15 protein-coding genes, 2 tRNA genes and 1 pseudogene are annotated in these 16,333 nt (G+C 66.5%); 11 read left to right on the forward strand and 7 right to left on the reverse strand.

The window, feature by feature from the left end; genetic code table 11:
• Nucleotides 1-101: 101 nt before the first annotated feature.
• The 4 genes from MU582_00055 (at nucleotide 102) to MU582_00070 (ending at nucleotide 1,129) form a co-directional block, all read left to right on the forward strand.
• Nucleotides 102-176 (forward strand) — tRNA-Ile (locus tag MU582_00055).
• A gap of 127 nt (nucleotides 177-303) precedes the next feature.
• Nucleotides 304-420, forward strand: coding sequence for a DLW-39 family protein (locus MU582_00060; GenBank protein UPK75065.1), 117 nt, complete (start codon nucleotides 304-306; stop codon nucleotides 418-420).
• A 7-nt stretch (nucleotides 421-427) separates the two neighbouring features.
• Nucleotides 428-503, forward strand: a tRNA-Ala gene (locus MU582_00065).
• 95 nt (nucleotides 504-598) lie between these two features.
• Nucleotides 599-1,129 carry a hypothetical protein gene (locus MU582_00070; GenBank protein ID UPK75066.1) on the forward strand — a complete coding sequence of 177 codons (531 nt, stop codon included), beginning with the start codon at nucleotides 599-601 and terminating at the stop codon, nucleotides 1,127-1,129.
• 19 nt (nucleotides 1,130-1,148) lie between these two features.
• On the opposite strand, the gene MU582_00075 is transcribed toward MU582_00070, so the two are convergent.
• Nucleotides 1,149-1,565 (reverse strand): hypothetical protein, encoded by a 417-nt coding sequence (locus tag MU582_00075; protein ID UPK75067.1) that lies wholly within the window; start codon nucleotides 1,563-1,565, stop codon nucleotides 1,149-1,151.
• A 90-nt stretch (nucleotides 1,566-1,655) separates the two neighbouring features.
• Here MU582_00075 and MU582_00080 point away from each other — a divergent pair, with 90 nt between their 5' ends.
• Nucleotides 1,656-2,267, forward strand: coding sequence for a TetR/AcrR family transcriptional regulator (locus MU582_00080; GenBank protein ID UPK75068.1), 612 nt, complete (start codon nucleotides 1,656-1,658; stop codon nucleotides 2,265-2,267).
• A gap of 10 nt (nucleotides 2,268-2,277) precedes the next feature.
• Here the strand turns inward: MU582_00080 and MU582_00085 are convergent, their stop codons facing one another.
• Complete coding sequence (locus MU582_00085; GenBank protein UPK75069.1) at nucleotides 2,278-3,051, reverse strand: NAD(P)H-binding protein; 774 nt, start codon at nucleotides 3,049-3,051, stop codon at nucleotides 2,278-2,280.
• A gap of 112 nt (nucleotides 3,052-3,163) precedes the next feature.
• Here MU582_00085 and MU582_00090 point away from each other — a divergent pair, with 112 nt between their 5' ends.
• Entirely contained in the window at nucleotides 3,164-4,033 is an 870-nt protein-coding gene (locus tag MU582_00090; protein UPK75070.1) for a sigma-70 family RNA polymerase sigma factor, read from the forward strand.
• Nucleotides 4,034-4,049: 16 nt separating this feature from the next.
• On the opposite strand, the gene MU582_00095 is transcribed toward MU582_00090, so the two are convergent.
• Both MU582_00095 and MU582_00100 read right to left on the reverse strand, forming a co-directional pair.
• Nucleotides 4,050-6,521 carry an ABC transporter permease gene (locus tag MU582_00095; GenBank protein ID UPK75071.1) on the reverse strand — a complete coding sequence of 824 codons (2,472 nt, stop codon included), beginning with the start codon at nucleotides 6,519-6,521 and terminating at the stop codon, nucleotides 4,050-4,052.
• 2 nt (nucleotides 6,522-6,523) lie between these two features.
• On the reverse strand, nucleotides 6,524-7,273 hold the full coding sequence (locus MU582_00100) for an ABC transporter ATP-binding protein (protein ID UPK75072.1): 750 nt from the start codon (nucleotides 7,271-7,273) through the stop codon (nucleotides 6,524-6,526).
• 272 nt (nucleotides 7,274-7,545) lie between these two features.
• Here MU582_00100 and manA point away from each other — a divergent pair, with 272 nt between their 5' ends.
• The 3 genes from manA (at nucleotide 7,546) to MU582_00115 (ending at nucleotide 11,776) form a co-directional block, all read left to right on the forward strand.
• Complete coding sequence (gene manA / locus MU582_00105; protein ID UPK75073.1) at nucleotides 7,546-8,718, forward strand: mannose-6-phosphate isomerase, class I; 1,173 nt, start codon at nucleotides 7,546-7,548, stop codon at nucleotides 8,716-8,718.
• 79 nt (nucleotides 8,719-8,797) lie between these two features.
• Entirely contained in the window at nucleotides 8,798-10,279 is a 1,482-nt protein-coding gene (locus tag MU582_00110) for a hypothetical protein (GenBank protein UPK75074.1), read from the forward strand.
• A gap of 93 nt (nucleotides 10,280-10,372) precedes the next feature.
• Nucleotides 10,373-11,776 (forward strand): aminotransferase class V-fold PLP-dependent enzyme, encoded by a 1,404-nt coding sequence (locus tag MU582_00115; protein ID UPK75075.1) that lies wholly within the window; start codon nucleotides 10,373-10,375, stop codon nucleotides 11,774-11,776.
• A 30-nt stretch (nucleotides 11,777-11,806) separates the two neighbouring features.
• Here the strand turns inward: MU582_00115 and MU582_00120 are convergent, their stop codons facing one another.
• The 3 genes from MU582_00120 to MU582_00130 all read right to left on the reverse strand — a co-directional run bounded on the left by MU582_00120 (nucleotide 11,807) and on the right by MU582_00130 (nucleotide 14,298).
• A complete protein-coding gene (locus MU582_00120) occupies nucleotides 11,807-12,322 on the reverse strand; it encodes a type III effector (protein ID UPK75076.1) in 516 nt (171 codons plus the stop codon).
• Between the two features lie 181 nt (nucleotides 12,323-12,503).
• Nucleotides 12,504-13,307, reverse strand: coding sequence for a lysophospholipase (locus MU582_00125; GenBank protein UPK75077.1), 804 nt, complete (start codon nucleotides 13,305-13,307; stop codon nucleotides 12,504-12,506).
• Nucleotides 13,300-14,298, reverse strand: coding sequence for a pyridoxal-phosphate dependent enzyme (locus tag MU582_00130; GenBank protein UPK75078.1), 999 nt, complete (start codon nucleotides 14,296-14,298; stop codon nucleotides 13,300-13,302). Before MU582_00130 ends, MU582_00125 begins: the two co-directional genes overlap by 8 nt.
• A gap of 82 nt (nucleotides 14,299-14,380) precedes the next feature.
• Between MU582_00130 and MU582_00135 the strand changes: the two genes are divergently transcribed.
• Nucleotides 14,381-15,274, forward strand: coding sequence for a LysR family transcriptional regulator (locus MU582_00135; protein UPK75079.1), 894 nt, complete (start codon nucleotides 14,381-14,383; stop codon nucleotides 15,272-15,274).
• 612 nt (nucleotides 15,275-15,886) lie between these two features.
• Nucleotides 15,887-16,213 (forward strand): annotated as a pseudogene (locus tag MU582_00140) (hypothetical protein).
• Nucleotides 16,214-16,333: the final 120 nt, after the last annotated feature.

The raw sequence follows: 16,333 nt of genomic DNA on the forward strand, positions 1-16,333 counted from the left end.
CCTCTGGTTTTGGGCCGATGACCGCCATGAGATAGTCTTCGTTGGCCGGCCTTTCGAGGTCGGCACTCGTCGGTAATCGCACGATCGTGACCCGACACCCCGGGCCTATAGCTCAGCTTGGTTAGAGCGCTTCCCTGATAAGGAAGAGGTCCCTGGTTCAAGTCCAGGTAGGCCCACAGATCCCCGCTGACTGCGTCGCCGAACGCTTGTGGCATCGGCTAGCATTTGCAACTCAAGTCGACCATGACGCGAGGGATCTCGATCGAGGGTCGGCTAGTTGCAGCCGACTCACAAGGAGAGAGTATGAAGAAGGTTCTGGCCATCGTGGTCGCCGTTGCAGGTGCAGCATTCCTGTTCAGCAAGGTCCGTTCCAAGGGCGCTGACAAGGACCTGTGGGCAGAGGCGACCGACAAGGTCTGATCCACCCGGGGCTGTGGCGCAATTGGTAGCGCACCTGCTTTGCAAGCAGGGGGTTAGGGGTTCGAGTCCCCTCAGCTCCACCAACCGATCCACCTGCTGAGCTGCACGTTTCAGCCCGAATTTCGGCGGATCTGAGGCTGAAACGTGTGGGCCAGCGGCGGTGGCGTAGGGAGCGGGCATGCAGCGGACCACGCAGCCTCGGATGCAGGTACGTCGGTGGTCGCGATGGGAGACCGTCGCCCAGTGGATTCTGCTGGTCGGAGCTGTCGCGCTCGTAGCAGCCGTGGTCGTCGGCATCGGGCTCGTGATCGGCTACTGGGTCGCCGATATCGACCGGCCCGAGATCTACTTCTGGATGTACGGCTCGAGCATCGGGGTGCTGCTCGTCGGCGTCGCTCTGCACGGGTACGCGCGTACTCGACTCACCGAAGCCCGGTTCGCTGACGCGCAGCGTACCGTCGGCGTGATCGAGGAGGTGATCGAGTTGCCCAGCGACGTAGACGGAAACTCCACCTATGACCTCACTGTTCGAGCCGAGCTGCCAGGCCACACCGTGCTGCGGCGCACGATCGGCTGGGGGTCGGGAGACGCCGGCGGCCCGGACGAGAGTTGGATCGGTCGCGCGATCCGGATCCGGCACAACACAGTCGATCCCGAAAGCCTGCACGACGCGGTTTTCGACGGGTTTCCAGAGGCGGATCCGCGCTGAGGAAGCCCCGGCGGGGTGTTCAACCAGTCAAGCCGCTCGCCGTTCCTACGGCGAAGGCGATCGTTGCGATCGAGATGCCGACAGTTGGTGCAAGGAACCAATAGCGCAGGCTCGCCCATAGCATCGCTACGAGATACGCCAGACCGATGCTGCACAGGACCGCCCCGTCGAACAGCGCCGTCGGCTGTGCCAGAGCAAGGTACGCGTACGTCGCCCCGAAGCCGAGTGCTCCGATCGAGTGGCTGGCGTTGAAGCCGAACCACAAACGCCACAGGTTCGTCGTGTCCGAAAGCGGGACGGTCGCTTCGGTCAACTGTTCGCTCAACTCCGCCCCCACCGGTCGTAGGTTGGCGCTGAAGTAGAGCATCAGCAGATGCATGCCACCCAGCAGCCCGATCAGGGACGCCGATACCGCGATCCAGCCTTCCGGGTTCACGCGTACACCGTCCCTAGGGGCACCGGGTGGTGGATGCCCATCGGATCGTGATGCGCTAAGTTAACTGTGTTCACATGAGGGATGTTAACGATGTCAACTCCAGCTCGCAAGGACAGCGCCACCGGCTCGTACCACCACGGCGATCTGCGTCGTGCGCTCATCCGCAGTGGGCGCGAGTTGTTGAGTGAAGGCGGACCGGGGGCGCTCACACTGCGTGCGGCGGCCACCCGCGTCGGTGTCTCCGTCGCCGCCCCTTATCGCCATTTCGCCGATAAGGACGCCCTGCTCACCGCAGTGCTCGCGGACAGCCTTCGCGATCTTCAGCAGAGTTTCGGGGCGGACGCATCCATCGACCCACTTGCCCGCCTGCATGCGCTCGGCCATCAATTCGTCGACCTCGCCGTTGCCGAGCCCGAACTGTTCCGGCTCCTTGCCGCGTCTGAGGTGACCCGAGCGAACGACGGTGACCTCGCCGATGCATTGGAGAACCTGTTCGGGTCCTTCTCCGCATCCATCGACGAGGCCATCGACGCGAACGTGATCGAGGTCGACTCGGCTGAGACCGCTTTGTTGGTCATGCGGTGCGTCATCCACGGCCTGACGGGACTGATCGCTCAAAGTGCGGTGCCGAGAGAGACCGCCCATGAAATCGCGGATCAGGTGATGGCAACGATCGATCGGGGACTCCTCCCACGGCCTTGACGGTGCTCGCTCAACCGACCTTCGCTGCGAGGAAGTCCTCCCAGGTATGGATGCCTCGGCCGGCGGTCTGCGTGTTCAGGTTGTCACCCGCCCGGTACGCCCGGCCGGCCTTGCCGGGGATGCGTACGGGCAGTTTCATCCGGTGCTTACCGGTCGCCTGCAGGTAGCCGTCGACCAGCTCACGCAGGGTGTAGACGGTCGGCCCGGCAAGATCGGCGACGCGACCGGCGGGGCGATCGAGGGTGAGTTCGACGATCCGGTCGGCGACGTCATCGGAGTCGACGGGCTGGAATCGCAGCCCACCGGGCATCGGTACGACCGGAAGCTTCGCCATCTTCTCGGCCATCAGCAACACCAAGTCGTGGAACTGCGCTGCCCGCAGGATCGTGTACGCGATGCCGGAGCTCGTGATCGCCTCCTCCGCGGCCTGTTGCGAGCGCATCCAACCGACCGGCACCTCGTCTGCACCGATGACCGAGACGAAAACGACGTGATCCACGTCCGACGAGCGCGTGGCGCTGACCAGGTTCGCAGCAACCACCTCGTCGCCCTTGTTCCCGCCCGCCAGGTGCACAACCGTACGTACGCCTGCGAACGCGGGACCGACTCCGTCTCCAGTGGCGAGGTCGCCCTTGACGTACTCGATGCCGGGTTCGGCCTCATGAGTGCTCCTGCTGAGCACACGCAGTCCCTTGCCGGCGGCTCGCAGCCGCGAGACGACCTTCCGGCCGAGTGTTCCGGTGCCTCCCGTGATGAGAATGGGCTCCGTCTGGTGAAGCGTCATGTCTTCCTCCTGTGACTGGCGACGACGGTCCCGAATGGCCCGTCTAGCCTTGAAGACCGGCGGCAACACGAGGTTGTGACGAGACGACCGCCACACCAGGCGAGGGGCGAGAGTGACGACGAGCGACGACTCGAAAGCTGCGACGTTCGAGAGGTTTCGTGCGCGTCTTCGTACGATCGCGTATCGCATCCTCGGCTCGCCCGACGACGCCGACGACGCCGTGCAGGAGACCTGGATTCGCTACCAGCGCTCGAACACCGACGAGGTCGACAACCTCGGTGGCTGGCTGACCACGGTCGTCTCGCGGGTCTGCCTGAACTTCCTCGAGTCCCGACGCACGCGCCCCCAACCGGTACGCGAAGAGCTCGCGGAGCCCCATGAGGACCACCCGGAGTCCGATCCCGAGGAGGTGGTCATCCTCGCGGACTCTCTCGGGCACGCGCTGCAGGTCGTACTCGACACGCTCAACCCCGCAGAGCGCGTTGCCTTCGTATTACATGACATCTTCTCGGTGCCGTTCGACGAGATCGCACCGATCGTCGACCGCACTCCGGCGGCCACCCGCAAGCTGGCAAGTCGCGCGCGGGCGAGTGTCCGCGATCGCGGCGCCGAGCGGCAGGCAGATCGCGTACGCCAGGCGGTACTGATCGATGCATTCCTGGCAGCGGCCCGCAACGGCGACTTCGAAGCTCTGTTGGCGGTGCTCGATCCCGACGTCGAGCTGCGCGCGGACGAGCGCGCGGTCTCGCTCGGTGCAGCCAGCCTCTCCCGCGGTGCGACGAAGGTCGCCGATTTCGCGCGGTACGCCCGCGGCGCCACCCCGGTGCTGCTCGGCGATGCGCCGGCGGTCGCTTGGTACGTCGGCGGACGAGTCCGGATCGTGTACGCCTTCACGGTCGAGGCCGGCCGCATCACCGCGATCGACCTCATCGGTGATCCGGACCAGCTGGCTGCACTCGACCCGACCCCGATCGAGCGCTGACGCGACGCGGGCCGGGTCATTCGCCCACCCCGAGAGCGTCCCTCGGATCATCACGCAGCGCGATCCGCGTGGGGAGCCCGATCGAGCACCAGCCCAGTACGACCGCGACCGTGACGATCGCGAGGTAGATCGCCGGCGGAATGCTCGGCATGGCCGAGCCGACGACCGCGAAGCTGAATCCGATCAACGGTGGCACGGCGATCAGTGTGCCGATGATGACCGCTGCGGCAATGACGATCACGGTCTCTCGTCGCATCATGGCTCGTACGTGCCGCGGGCCCGCTCCGACGAGGCGGAGCAGCGCGAACTCGTGTACGCGGGCAGCCGTCGCGAGGACGAGCAGGTTGACGACAGCGATCCCGATGAACGCGAGCAGGGCGAGGTTCAGCATCAGACCGAGAGTCTCATCGCCGGACTGACCATCGACCTGAGCACTGGCGAACTCATCGCGGTCGGTGATCGAAACGCCTTCGTACGGCTCCAGCGCTGTGGTCAACGCATCGCGGTCCGCGCCGGAGACGAGCACGTAGTCGTTCATCCCGCTCGTCGTGGACGCTCGTACGACATCGTCGGGCAAGGTGACATCGCCGAAGCCAAGGCCGCGGTCGTAGATCGCGACGACCCGTGCCTCGTACGGCGTTCCGTCGCCGAGTTGCAGATCAAGACTCGAACCGATCGATGCGCCGAACGCGTCGGCCGCGAATCTGCTCACGGCGACCGTCCCGTCGGCCAGGCGGGAGAGTTCGCCGCTGCGTACCTCGAGGTCCTGGTTCTCCTCGATTCCGTCGGGCGCGATCCCCTGGGCAGGGAACGGCTCGGTGACGGCATCACCCAACTCGTCGTACGTGACGAGCACCTGGGATTGTGCGACTGGAGTCACGGATGCGCCCGGCACCTCGCGTACAGCGTCGACGACCTCCGGCGCTATGCCGTCGGGAGCGACGAGTACGTCGGTTGCGATGAGTCCGTCATCGAGTTGGCGGTCGGCGCCGTCCGCCGTTGTCGTCATGCCGAAAATCTGCACGGCCGCAAGCGCGACTCCCATGATCAGCGGAGTGGTGGCCGTGCCGAGTCGGCGAGCATTCGCGCGTGCATTGGAGTCAGCGAGCCAGCCGGCGGTCGTACGGGCGAATCCGAGACCGGCCAGTACGCGGGCAGTCGCGCTCAGCAGCGAAGGCCCGAGGAGCGCGACGCCGACGACGAGAAGCAGTACGGATCCCGCGGCACCTCCGAGTGCGGTCGGGCCGCCGATCAGAAGAGGCACAGCAACGCCCAGGCCTGCACCGACCAGGATCGTCAACCAGCCCATCAGCCGACGGATACGCCCGATCGGCGACGGATCGGCCGCAGCGGTACGAATCGCCTCGACCGGGCTGATCCGGTTGGCGCGGCGGGCCGCGATGATGCCGCCGAGCCAGGCCGCACCGACACAGCAGAAGACGGCGACGACCGCCGGAAGTGGACTGAACGTGAAGGTGAAACCGTCAGGTGCCAGGTCGAGGTCGACCAGCATGCTGCGGAGCCACAGGCTGAGCACCACACCGGGAACGAGTCCAACGAGAGCGGCGACCGCGGCGACGAGCGCAGCCTCGGAGCCGAGCATTCGGTAGACCTGCCGTGGCGTAGCCGCAACCGCTCGCAACAACGCGAACTCGCGACGTCGCTGCTGGACGGACAGTCCAAGAGTGCTTGCCACGACGATGAGAACGATCATCAGCAGCGTCCCGCCGAACGCCGCACCGATCTGGATGAGGTACGACCGGGCGCCGTTGAGATCGAAGAACTCGGCGTCGGCTCGATCGTTCCCGGTCGACACCTCGACCTTGGCGATCGAGCTCTCGACACGCTCTGCGAGCTCATCGGGGTCGGTGCCCGATTCCGGGAGTACCGCCGCGGCATCGACCGTGTCAGGATCGCCCGAAAGCGTGCGGACCGCACCATCGCTGAGGAACGCTCCGTTGCCCGAGCCGACAAGTCCGGTGACGCGATACTCCGAGACGACACCACCGCGCGCGATGTCGACGGTGTCGCCCACCTGGGCATCGAGGTCGTCGGGTACGACGATTTCGTGATCGCTGTTCGGACGCCGACCGTCGGCGAGCTCGACCGAATCCAGTTGCGCGGATGACCAACCGTGTAGATCCGTTGCGGCTTTGCCGTGTGGCGTACGAAGGTCTGCACGTACGGTCTCGTCGCCGATCACCGTCTCCACGCCGTCCAACTGCGCAAGCTCATCAAGCGCCGACTCCGGAAGCGGAGCACGCTCTGCGAACGGCAGGTCGACGTCCTCGACGACGGGCGCCGACTGCGGTGCCGTGACAACGATCGGCGCCGCGGCGTACCGGTCAGGCTCCATCCCGCCGCGTACGCCCGACTCCACGAGAACTCCGCAAGCCATGATGAGCGCCGAGCCGCACAGGACGGCGACGAACGCGGCGACGAAACCGGTGCGGTGAGCTCGGATCGTCTGCCGTGCCAGCCACAGCATGCTCACCACTCCCCCAGATGCGACATACGCTCGGCGATCCGATCGGGCGTCGACTGTGGCAGGTGGTCCACGATCCGTCCGTCCGCAAGGAATACGACGGAGTCCGCGTACGACGCGGCGACCGGATCATGGGTCACCATCAGCGCCGTCTGCTGGCGTTCGTCGACGGAGCGTCGGATGACGGAGAGGATCTGTCGTGCGGTGCGCGTGTCCAGCGCCCCGGTCGGCTCGTCGAGAAACATCGCATCCGGCCGGGTGATCAGCGCTCGGGCGAGAGCGACCCGTTGCTGCTGGCCACCCGACAGCATGCTGGGCCGGCGATCTAGTGGTACGTCGAGACCGACCGACCGAACGACCTCCTCGACATGTGCGCGGTCGTACGCGCGATCCGAGAGGCGTAGCGGGAGGATGACGTTCTGCTCGATCGTCAACGCGTCGAGCAGGTTGTACGCCTGGAACACGAATCCGACCCGCTCGCGACGCAGTCGAGTCAGTGCCGCCTGTTTGAGCTTTGCGAGTTCGGAGTCGCCGATCCGGACGCGTCCAGACGTCGGCCGGTCGAGGCCCGATGCGCAATGCAGCAGCGTGCTCTTGCCCGATCCGGACGGTCCCATCACGGCAGTGAAGGTCGCGACCGCAAGGTCGAGGGAGACACCGTCGAGGGCGTGCACGGCGGTACGTCCACGTCCGTACGTCTTGCGAACGTCGTCCAACTGCAGGGCATGGGTGGCGAGCTCGGTGGCGGTTTTCATGATCAGAACGCTATGGATCGCCGCGCCGCGAAACACCAGGCTCAGCTACCGAATCATGGTGTAGCCAGCCACACCCTCTGCTCGGTGCGTAGTTAACGTCGGTGATCCCGGAGCGGAACGACTTCGCACGGGGCGAATCGCCGGACTCAGATCTTGGCTCGTCGGTTAGGATCATTACGTGGGGGTAACAGTGGCGAGTGTCGCGCCCAACGACACAGAAGATGAGGCCTTTCAGCGATCGACTCGGGCGTCGCGGGGCGGCAGGACCTCGTATGTACCTGCTTGAGAACCAGACACGTTCGTACGCTTGGGGCAGTCGAACGCTCCTTGCCGATCTGCTCGGCACGGCGGTATCCGACGAGCCTCAGGCCGAGTTGTGGATCGGGGCCCATCCCGAGTTTCCGTCTGGCCTGGTCGACAGTGAGCACGACCTGTTCGGCCTGATCGCCTCCGACCCGTCGTCGGTGCTCGGTACGCAGGTGCGCGCCGCGTTCGGCGATCGTCTGCCGTACCTGATGAAGGTGCTCGCCGTCGAGCGGCCGCTATCCCTTCAGGTACACCCCGACGACGCTCAGGCGAGTGCGGGGTTTGCCGCCGACCGTGACGTACCCGATGCCGAGCGGGTCTACAAGGACCCGAACCACAAGGCCGAGCTCGTTTATGCGGTCACTCCCTTCGAGGCGCTGTGCGGCTTCCGGCCGGTGAGCGCTGCCCGGGACACGTTCCTGGAGCTCGCGCACCGCATGCCCGGCGTACGTGAGTTCGCCCAGCTCGCACATCAACTCGACGTGCCGGATGACGCGACGGCACTACGCGCTGTGTGTCGGCAGATCGTCGGGCTCGCTCCCGACGAGATCGAGGTGCTGGCCGACTGTCTGCCCGGCGCTGCCGCGAACTCCGCTGACCCGTCGCTACGCGTCGCTGCCTCGCTCGCCGCTGCGTACCCGCGCGACCCGGCGGTGTTGCTCGCGATCTTGATGAGGCACGTGTCTCTCGCACCAGGTGAGGCGCTGGGGGTGGAGCCCGGTATGCCGCACACCTACCTGCACGGGTGCGTCGTCGAGCTCACGACGTGTTCTGACAACACGATCCGCGCAGGTGTGACGCCGAAGCCGACCGACCCGGAGCAGTTCCTGGACGTGTTGCAGTACCGCCCGGTTGCATCCGCGACGCTGCGCGCGCGCAATGTCGGACCCGCGGAGCGCAACTACACGACCGGCCATCCGGAGTTCGAGCTCACCGTGGTGCACCTTGCTCCTGGTCTCTGCGTCCGGTGGGAGCCGCGTCCACGGTCGATCCTCGTGCTCGACGGCAAGGTGTCGGTGACTGATGAGACCGGCACGTGCGAGCTCGGGTGCGGTGAGTCGGTGTTCGTACCCGCCGGGGCCGGTGCGGTCGAGGTCAAGGGCGACGGGGTCGCTGTGCAGGCGACGACCGGGGTGTGACGTGCACGTAGGCGACCTGCGAACTGCCAGGAATCCGATCGCCACGATTACGGGGAAGCATTCGGGGTGGCGGTCCGCCGTGCCCGGAGTGCTGCTCGCCGCGGTGCTCGCCGTACTGGCACGCTTACCTTTCATCGGACGGCCGGCCTTTCCCGATGAAGCCGGTCTGCTCCTCGTTGCTCGCCAGTGGCATGGCGGCGGCAGTGCCCTGTACGGCGACCTGTGGATCGACCGACCCCCGCTGCTCGTTTCGTTCTGGTCGCTCGCCGACGTCCTCGGCGGCGTCACCGCCGGACGGCTGCTCGGCTGCTTGTTCGTCGCGGCAACGGTTGTCGGAGCGGGCTGGGCGGGTTGGCTGGTCGGCCAGCGCCGCGGGGCCTACTGGGCCGCGGGTTCGACCGCCGCCTTCCTCGGTTCTCCGCTGATGGCGACGAATGCGATCAACGGCGAGCTACTCGCCGCCCCGTTCGTGATGGTGAGCTGCGCACTGACGCTCACCGCCGTACGCCGGATGTGGTCGGTACGTACCGAAGCCGGGCTCGCGGTACTCGCCGGCGTCGTCGGTGCGTGCGCCTTGTTGATCAAGCAGAACTTCGTTGATGCGTTGATCTTCGCCGTCGTGCTGCTCATCGTCGCGGGCGTACGAAACGACATCGGCTGGCCGCGCGTACGACGCATCCTCGCGTGGGGCGCAGTCGGCGCCCTCGTACCGGTGGTGGTCACGGTCGGCTGGGCGCTCACAACCGGCCACGGCGTCACCGACCTGTGGTACGCGCTGTACGGGTTCCGCTCCGATGCCATGAGCACGATCGCATCGGAGAGCTTCTCCGCGCCCGCGGAGCGATTGGTCCGGCTGATCGGCGTTGCCGTGATCAGCGGGCTCGTCCTGCTCAGCGTGCGCTATGCGACGGTCTTCGCACGCGCCTTCCGTGGAGACGCTGCGCTCGCGCTGGCGACGGCCGCGATGCTGACATACGGATACGTTTCGGTGCTGATGGGCGGCAGCTTCTGGCTGCACTACCTGATCGGTCTGGTGCCGGCCGTTGCGCTCGCTGCCGCGCAGATCGGTGCGCGCAGTGGGGGGCACGTGCTGAGCCGCGCAGCGCTCGCGGTCGTCGTCGCCTCCGCGGTGGTCACGCCGGTTGCCGGGGTCGCGAGCGGGGCGATGGCAGACGATCCGACCGAGACCGCAGTGAAGAAATACCTACGTGATTCGCGAAGGAGCACCGACTCGGCCGTCATCGCATACGGGCACGCGAACGTACTCGAGGCGTCGGGCATCGAACCCGGATACCGATTCCTGTGGAGCCTGCCGATGCGAGTGCTCGACCCCGACCTTGCTGGGTTGACTCGTAAGCTGTCCGGACCTCGGGCTCCCACCTGGTTCCTCGGTTGGGAGCCGTTGAACTCGTGGGAGATCGACGAGCAAGGCCAGCTCAGTGCCGCGATCAAGCGCAACTATCGTGAGGTTGCGCAGATCTGCGATGTCGAGATCTATCTGCTGAAGCGCGACGATCGCATTCCCCCGCCCGAGCCGGTAGTCGACTGCCCCGATCCATAGCGAGGGCGACGGGTTTCCACTTTCCTGAGAGGGCTCGTCCGACTATCAGCCATTCGTGGACATGTGGGCGAGCCGACGCGTACCTTGCGGATCATGAATCCGCTCGAACCCGATCGTGCAACCAGATCCGAGTGGGCCGATCAGGTGCTCGCTACAACGGATGCGTTCATCGCCGGCCTATCCGACGCCCCGGCGAGCAACCTACCGACCGCTGACCACTGGCGGGACTGGCTCGACGAGGCACCGCCGGAGGACGGCACCGCACTCCCCGACCTCCTGGCACGGATCGGCGTTGCGGCGTCTCGAGCGGTCGAGACGGCAGGTCCGGGCTACCTCGCGTACTTCCCTGCCGGTGGGCTGTACTCCTCGGTGCTCGGTGAGACGCTCGCGCAGACCCTCAACCGCTTCACCGGAGTGGTGGGAATGGCACCCGAGCTGGTCGCGATGGAGCACGGGCTGTTGCGTTGGTTTGGCCGACAGTTCGGCCTACCGTCCGATGCGGGCGGGGTAGTCACGACCGGTGCATCCGTTGCCACGCTCACCGCACTGCACACCGCTCGCGAGAGCCGACTCAGATGGCCGGACGAGTCTGCGACCATGTACGTGACTGCGCAGACGCATCACTGTGTCGCGAAGGCTGCTCGGATCACCGGGTTCACGGCGGATCAGATCCGGACGGTGCCGATGGACGGCGAGCTCCGGATGGACATCGACGCGGCCGAGGCGATGATCGCGCGCGACCGGCGAGCAGGTCGACGTCCGTTCTGGATCGTCGGCACCGCCGGTTCGACGAGTACCGGGACGATCGATCCACTCTCGGCGGTCGGCGAACTCGCTCGACGCGAGGGACTCTGGTTTCACGTAGACGCTGCGTACGGTGGAGGCTTCATCCTCACCGAACGCGGGCGTGAGGCGCTGAGCGGGATCGAGACCGCAGACTCGATCGTGTTCGACCCGCACAAGAGCATGTTCCTTCCGTACGGGACTGGCGTGCTGCTCGTCCGCGACCGGCAAGAGCTGGTTGCGGCACACTCCGCCGACGGCGACTACCTACAGGATCTCCTCGACGACCCTGAGATACCGGATTTCTCCGACTTGGGGCCGGAGCTCACCCGTGCGTCGCGCGGGCTTCGGATGTGGCTACCGCTGCACTTGCACGGCGTCGATCGGTTTCGATCCGAGCTGGACGAGAAACTCGACCTGGCGCGTTGGGCGTATGAGGAGCTCAGCGCCGATCCGAACCTCGAGGTGCTGCTGCGGCCGGACTTGACCGTGCTGGTCGTACGCGCGCGGGCCGGCGAGGACGCGACCCGACTGATGTTCGAGGAGGTCAACGCCACCGGTCGCATCTTCGTTTCGAGCACCCAGGTCGACGGCGTGTTCACGATTCGCCTCTGTGTGTTGAGTCATCGCACACACCGGGACCGAGTGGAAGAGGCCGTCGCCATCGTGCGAGACGCCGGTGACAGAACGAAGGTGGCGGTCGCTCTGGATTAGAGCGACCGCCACCTCACGGGAGTGACTTGATCAGAACAGGTTTGCCAGGTCCGAGGGAACGAGATCCTCGAGCGGCATCAGGAACGAGACCTTGTCGAGGTCGCTCTTGGACAGATCCGACGGCATCGCGCCGCTGTTGATCTGGTCGATGATGTAGCCCGGGGCGCCGACGTAGACGCTGCTCACGACGCGCGCTACACCCTCGCCGGCGTGGTTCGCGCCGAACTCGAAGCGCCGCCACGCGCTCTTCTGATCCGGCGTCAGCTCTCCACCGGTTGCGGACACGACGATCGCCGGAGCGCCGACCCAGGCACCCGCGATGACGTGGGCCGAGCCGCCGACGATGTTGCCGCCGCCGCGTACGAACTCCGCCCAGGCCTTGCGCGTGTCCGGCGACATGCGCTGGCTCTCCTGCGACTGCGACGTGGGGTCGACCGATGCGTTGGCCGAGACAGGAGCGTTCGTAAGCGTTACGGCCAGGCCGGTCGCGGCCGCGGCGACCATGCCACGACGCAGATACTTACGGACACGTGTTTGATTACGCATATGTACCTCTTCGCTAGTCAACTGCGGGATTGGTTGTCCGGGCGCGCACTCTGTTTGGATTTCCCGAACGTACGACGAGCACGGTGCCCCCGAGGCGGCATCGCCCGCGCCGTCAGTTGGTTACAACGACCGCGTGGTCATGTGGTTACGCTCAGTGGTCGATTTGATCGCAGCGGAGAGTTCAGCGACGGAGTGTACGTACGAAGGAGCAAACGTCGTCGAGCACCTCTGCTCGGTTGTTCTCGTTGAAGATCTCGTGCCTGGCGTCCGCGTACATCCGTTGTTCGAGGTCGACTCCCCGGATGCGCTCGACGCCCGCTCGGGTTGCCTCGATCGGCACCAGCTCGTCTGCCCCGCCGTGGATCCACAAGGTCGGAAGCGAGCCGAGATCTCTGCCCTCGTTGATGATTCGCAGCGTGTTCGCGATCGAGCGCAGCATCGGTCGTTTGAACGGGCCATGCCACACGAGTGGGTCTTTCGAGTACGCGACGCCCACCTGCGGGTCACGGGACAGCGTTGAGACATCGAGCGGATCGGAGGGGATCTCGGGGAGGTCTGCGAGGGCGGTCGGGTGCCACGATCCGAGCACCGGCCCCGAGAGAACGAGCGCCGAAAGCCCGTCACCGAATCGCTGAGCGTAACGGGCGGCGATCATGCCGCCCATCGAGTGGCCGACCAGCACGACCGGAAGACCCGGGTACGTGGCTCGTGCCCCGTCGACAACCGCATGCAAGTCGTCGACGACGGTTTCGAAGTCGCTGATGAGCACTCGCTCGCCGGCGGAGAGCCCGTGCCCTTGATGGTCCGGGCCGACGACCACCGCGCCGTCGGCGTTCAGCCGCTCGGCGACATGGGGGTAGCGGCCGAGATGCTCGCCGTACCCGTGGACGAGCACCGCAATCCAGGTCGGATCCTGGTGGACCCATTCGTGTACGACGACGGTGCCGTTGGTGCCGTCGATCTCGGTGAGGCGCGCGTCATCCATGTGGTGAGAATGCCAGGCCCGCCCGCGTCGTCTCGTCATGGGTGACCGCTGCCTCGATCTCGGCCGCACTCGCGTTCGCACCGGTGCAGATGACGGCGACCCGCCGGCCCTCGTACCTGCCGGCATCCGCGAGCACGGCGGCAAGAGCCGCACTCCCTGCGCCCTCGGCGAGAGTGTGCGCGTCGTACATCAGGATGCGTTGCGCAGCCCGGATCTGGTCGTCGTCGACGAGCACGAAGTCGGACAGTCGATCGCGCAGGATGCGCTGCGTCAGCTCGAAGCCGGCACCGGTTGCCAACCCTTCGGCACGAGTACGGTTCGGCCGTTCGACCAGTTCACCTGCGCGCCACGACTCGTAGGCCGCGGGCGATGCCGACGACTGAACGGCGATGACCCGACACTCCGGAGCGAGTGCCCGGGTCACGAGGCAGGCGGCCGCAGCGCCACTCCCGCTCCCGACGGGGACGACGATGGCGTCGAGATCCGGAGCGGCCTCGAGCACCTCGAGGTAAAGCGTGGCGACGCCCGCGATGATGGGCTGCTCGTTCGCGGCGCTCACCAGCCGCATGCCGCGCTCTGTCGACACTCGTTCGGCGTAGGTGCGACAGTCGTCGAACGTCTCTCCAGCCTCGAGCAGATCGGCCCCGAGGTCACGGACCGCCTGGGCCTTGGCGGGGTTCGGGTTCGTCGGCATGACGATCGAGCACGGAATGCCGAACTCGCGAGCCGCGTACGCGAGCGACTGGGCGTGGTTTCCGGTGGAGTAGCCGACGATGCCGCGTTCCCGTTCGGCTGGGGCCATACCGGCGATCAGGTTGAGCCCACCGCGCACTTTGAACGCGCTGGTGGGGTTGGTGTTCTCGTGCTTGACGAGCACCTGGGTCCCTGCCGTGCGGTCCAGCGCGGCGTACGAACGAAGCGGCGTCGGCGTCAGATGCGCCTGTAGGAGACGTCGGGCGTCGAGCACGTCGGTGAAGGTGGGGATCTGCATCTGCCAACCGTCGCATCACAGCATTGATCGGTCCAATGCCTGTTCTTGCTCGATTCATCGACACCGCCTATAGGTTGGAGGCATGCTGGACGTCAATCGGCTCCGAGTGCTGGTCGCCGTCGCGCGCGAAGGGTCGGTGACAGCTGCGGCCGAGTCGTTGCATTACGCCCAGCCGTCGGTCAGCCACCACCTCGGCCGCTTGGAGGCAGAGCTCGGCGTACCACTTGTGCAGCGGGCGGGTCGCGGCATTCGGATCACCGACGCAGGTCGGCTGCTGGTCGAACGTGCTGAGGAGATCCTCGGCCGAATCGATGCCGCGCACGCCGAGATCGATGCGTACGCTGGTCTGCGCGTGGGGAGCGTGCGCCTGGCCGCCTTTCCGTCGGCGCTCGCCGCGGTGGTCCCAGGCGCCGTGGCGCGGTTCGGCGCCGAGCATCCCGCCCTCACGGTCGAGTTGACGGAGGCAGAGCCGCCGGAGGCACTGCACCGACTGCGCGCCGGAGACATCGATGTCGCGCTGGTCTTCGAACACGACGACGCCGGCGAGCTCCACGGAATGACATCGACTCCCATCCTGGCCGAGCCGATCTACGTCGTGACCCCGGTCGACGACGAACGTACGGGAGACCGCCACGACCTCGCCGCGTACGCGGGTGATCGCTGGATCGCCGGCTGCGAGCGTTGCCGGCGCCACTTGATGGAACGCTGTGCGCATGCCGGGTTCGAGCCCTCGATCGGGTTCGAGACCGACGATTACGTCGCCGTGCAGGCCTTGGTCGCGGCCGGTGTCGGGGTGAGTACGTTGCCCGGCCTTGCGTTGGTGGCACACCGGCACCCCGGGGTGCGTACCGAACGGCTGCGCGACGACGGCCGGTCGGTGTACGCGGTGACCTTCGGTGCGCCCCCGCCGCCGTTGGCCGTTCAGCGATTTCTCGATCTGCTCCGAACGGGCCTGGAGCCGCCCGCCTGGCCCTGACCGGTGCCAAGTGGCGGGTGCGGCTCCCCTGGGTTGTCTGCACCCTGGTGAGGTCACGCGATCTGTTATAGGTATGGACGATCAGTGATCCAGATGGCTAAGGTGCGCAGTAGTCGGGGGGCCTGACGACCGCTCGGAGTCGTCCGAGTGTCAGGGGTGTGTGTGCTCGCAACCGTGCAGAAGATCGTCGACGTGATCGGCAGACAGATCGAGCGGCCGGTGCTGCTCGAGGACCCTACGCTTCGCGTGGTCGCGTACAGCGAGCACGATCGCGACGTCGACACCGTCCGTCGGGACTCCATCCTCGAGCGCCATACGTCGCGTGAGGTGATGGCCTGGTGTCGCGCCGCGGGAGTGCATGCTTCGCGGGTGCCCGTACGGGTGCGGCCGAACCGCGACCTCGACTTCCTGCCACGGGTCTGCGTACCCGTGTACTTCCAAGACCTGCTGCTCGGCTTCGTGTGGGTCATCGACGACACCTTCACGCTGACCGACGACGACCTCGTACGCATCGATGGCGAGCTCTCGGAGTTGTCCGCGGCTATGTACGAGGAGCACTTCCGCAGCGAACTGTCGTCGAGCCGCGATCGCGCCGCGGCGGGCAGCCTGCTGATGGACGATGCGGCGAGTGCCGAGTACGCAGCGGAGAGCCTGCTGCGCGACGGGGTGTTCGACAGCGACGGGCCGACTGCGGTGATTGTCGCGCGGTTCGTCGAACCACGACTCACCGAGCACCGCAACCGCGAACTCGAGCGGGCATTTGCGGCCTGCCGCAACCGGATCGGCGCGAGCAACGTACTCACGTTCATGCGCGGCAACCACGGCGCCCTGCTCGTCCGCGCTCGTGCGGATGCGATGGCGACGGGCGTACGTCTCCAGGAGGAGCTCTCCGTGGCGGCCGAGGCCGACATCCGTCCGATCGTCGGTATCGGAGGAGTCAAGCAGCGGCTCGCCGACGCCCCAGCGGCGTACGACGAGGCGCAGCGAGCTGCGCAGGTGGCGGCACTCGTACCCTCGATCGGCCCGGTTGCGGACTGGGGCGCACTCGGCATCTACCGG

The sequence above is a fragment of the Nocardioidaceae bacterium SCSIO 66511 genome (genome assembly GCA_023100825.1).
GTDB lineage: Bacteria > Actinomycetota > Actinomycetes > Propionibacteriales > Nocardioidaceae > Solicola.

Excerpts from the sequence above, each read along its gene's own strand:
- MU582_00135 (UPK75079.1), top strand. The coding sequence starts at position 14,381 with ATGCTGGACGTCAATCGGCTCCGAGTGCTGGTCGCCGTCGCGCGCGAA.
- MU582_00125 (UPK75077.1), bottom strand. The coding sequence starts at position 13,307 with ATGGATGACGCGCGCCTCACCGAGATCGACGGCACCAACGGCACCGTC.
- manA (UPK75073.1), top strand. The coding sequence starts at position 7,546 with ATGTACCTGCTTGAGAACCAGACACGTTCGTACGCTTGGGGCAGTCGA.
- MU582_00115 (UPK75075.1), top strand. The coding sequence starts at position 10,373 with ATGAATCCGCTCGAACCCGATCGTGCAACCAGATCCGAGTGGGCCGAT.
- MU582_00130 (UPK75078.1), bottom strand. The coding sequence starts at position 14,298 with ATGCAGATCCCCACCTTCACCGACGTGCTCGACGCCCGACGTCTCCTA.
- MU582_00085 (UPK75069.1), bottom strand. The coding sequence starts at position 3,051 with ATGACGCTTCACCAGACGGAGCCCATTCTCATCACGGGAGGCACCGGA.
- MU582_00095 (UPK75071.1), bottom strand. The coding sequence starts at position 6,521 with ATGCTGTGGCTGGCACGGCAGACGATCCGAGCTCACCGCACCGGTTTC.
- MU582_00100 (UPK75072.1), bottom strand. The coding sequence starts at position 7,273 with ATGAAAACCGCCACCGAGCTCGCCACCCATGCCCTGCAGTTGGACGAC.
- MU582_00060 (UPK75065.1), top strand. The coding sequence starts at position 304 with ATGAAGAAGGTTCTGGCCATCGTGGTCGCCGTTGCAGGTGCAGCATTC.
- MU582_00120 (UPK75076.1), bottom strand. The coding sequence starts at position 12,322 with ATGCGTAATCAAACACGTGTCCGTAAGTATCTGCGTCGTGGCATGGTC.
- MU582_00070 (UPK75066.1), top strand. The coding sequence starts at position 599 with ATGCAGCGGACCACGCAGCCTCGGATGCAGGTACGTCGGTGGTCGCGA.
- MU582_00080 (UPK75068.1), top strand. The coding sequence starts at position 1,656 with ATGTCAACTCCAGCTCGCAAGGACAGCGCCACCGGCTCGTACCACCAC.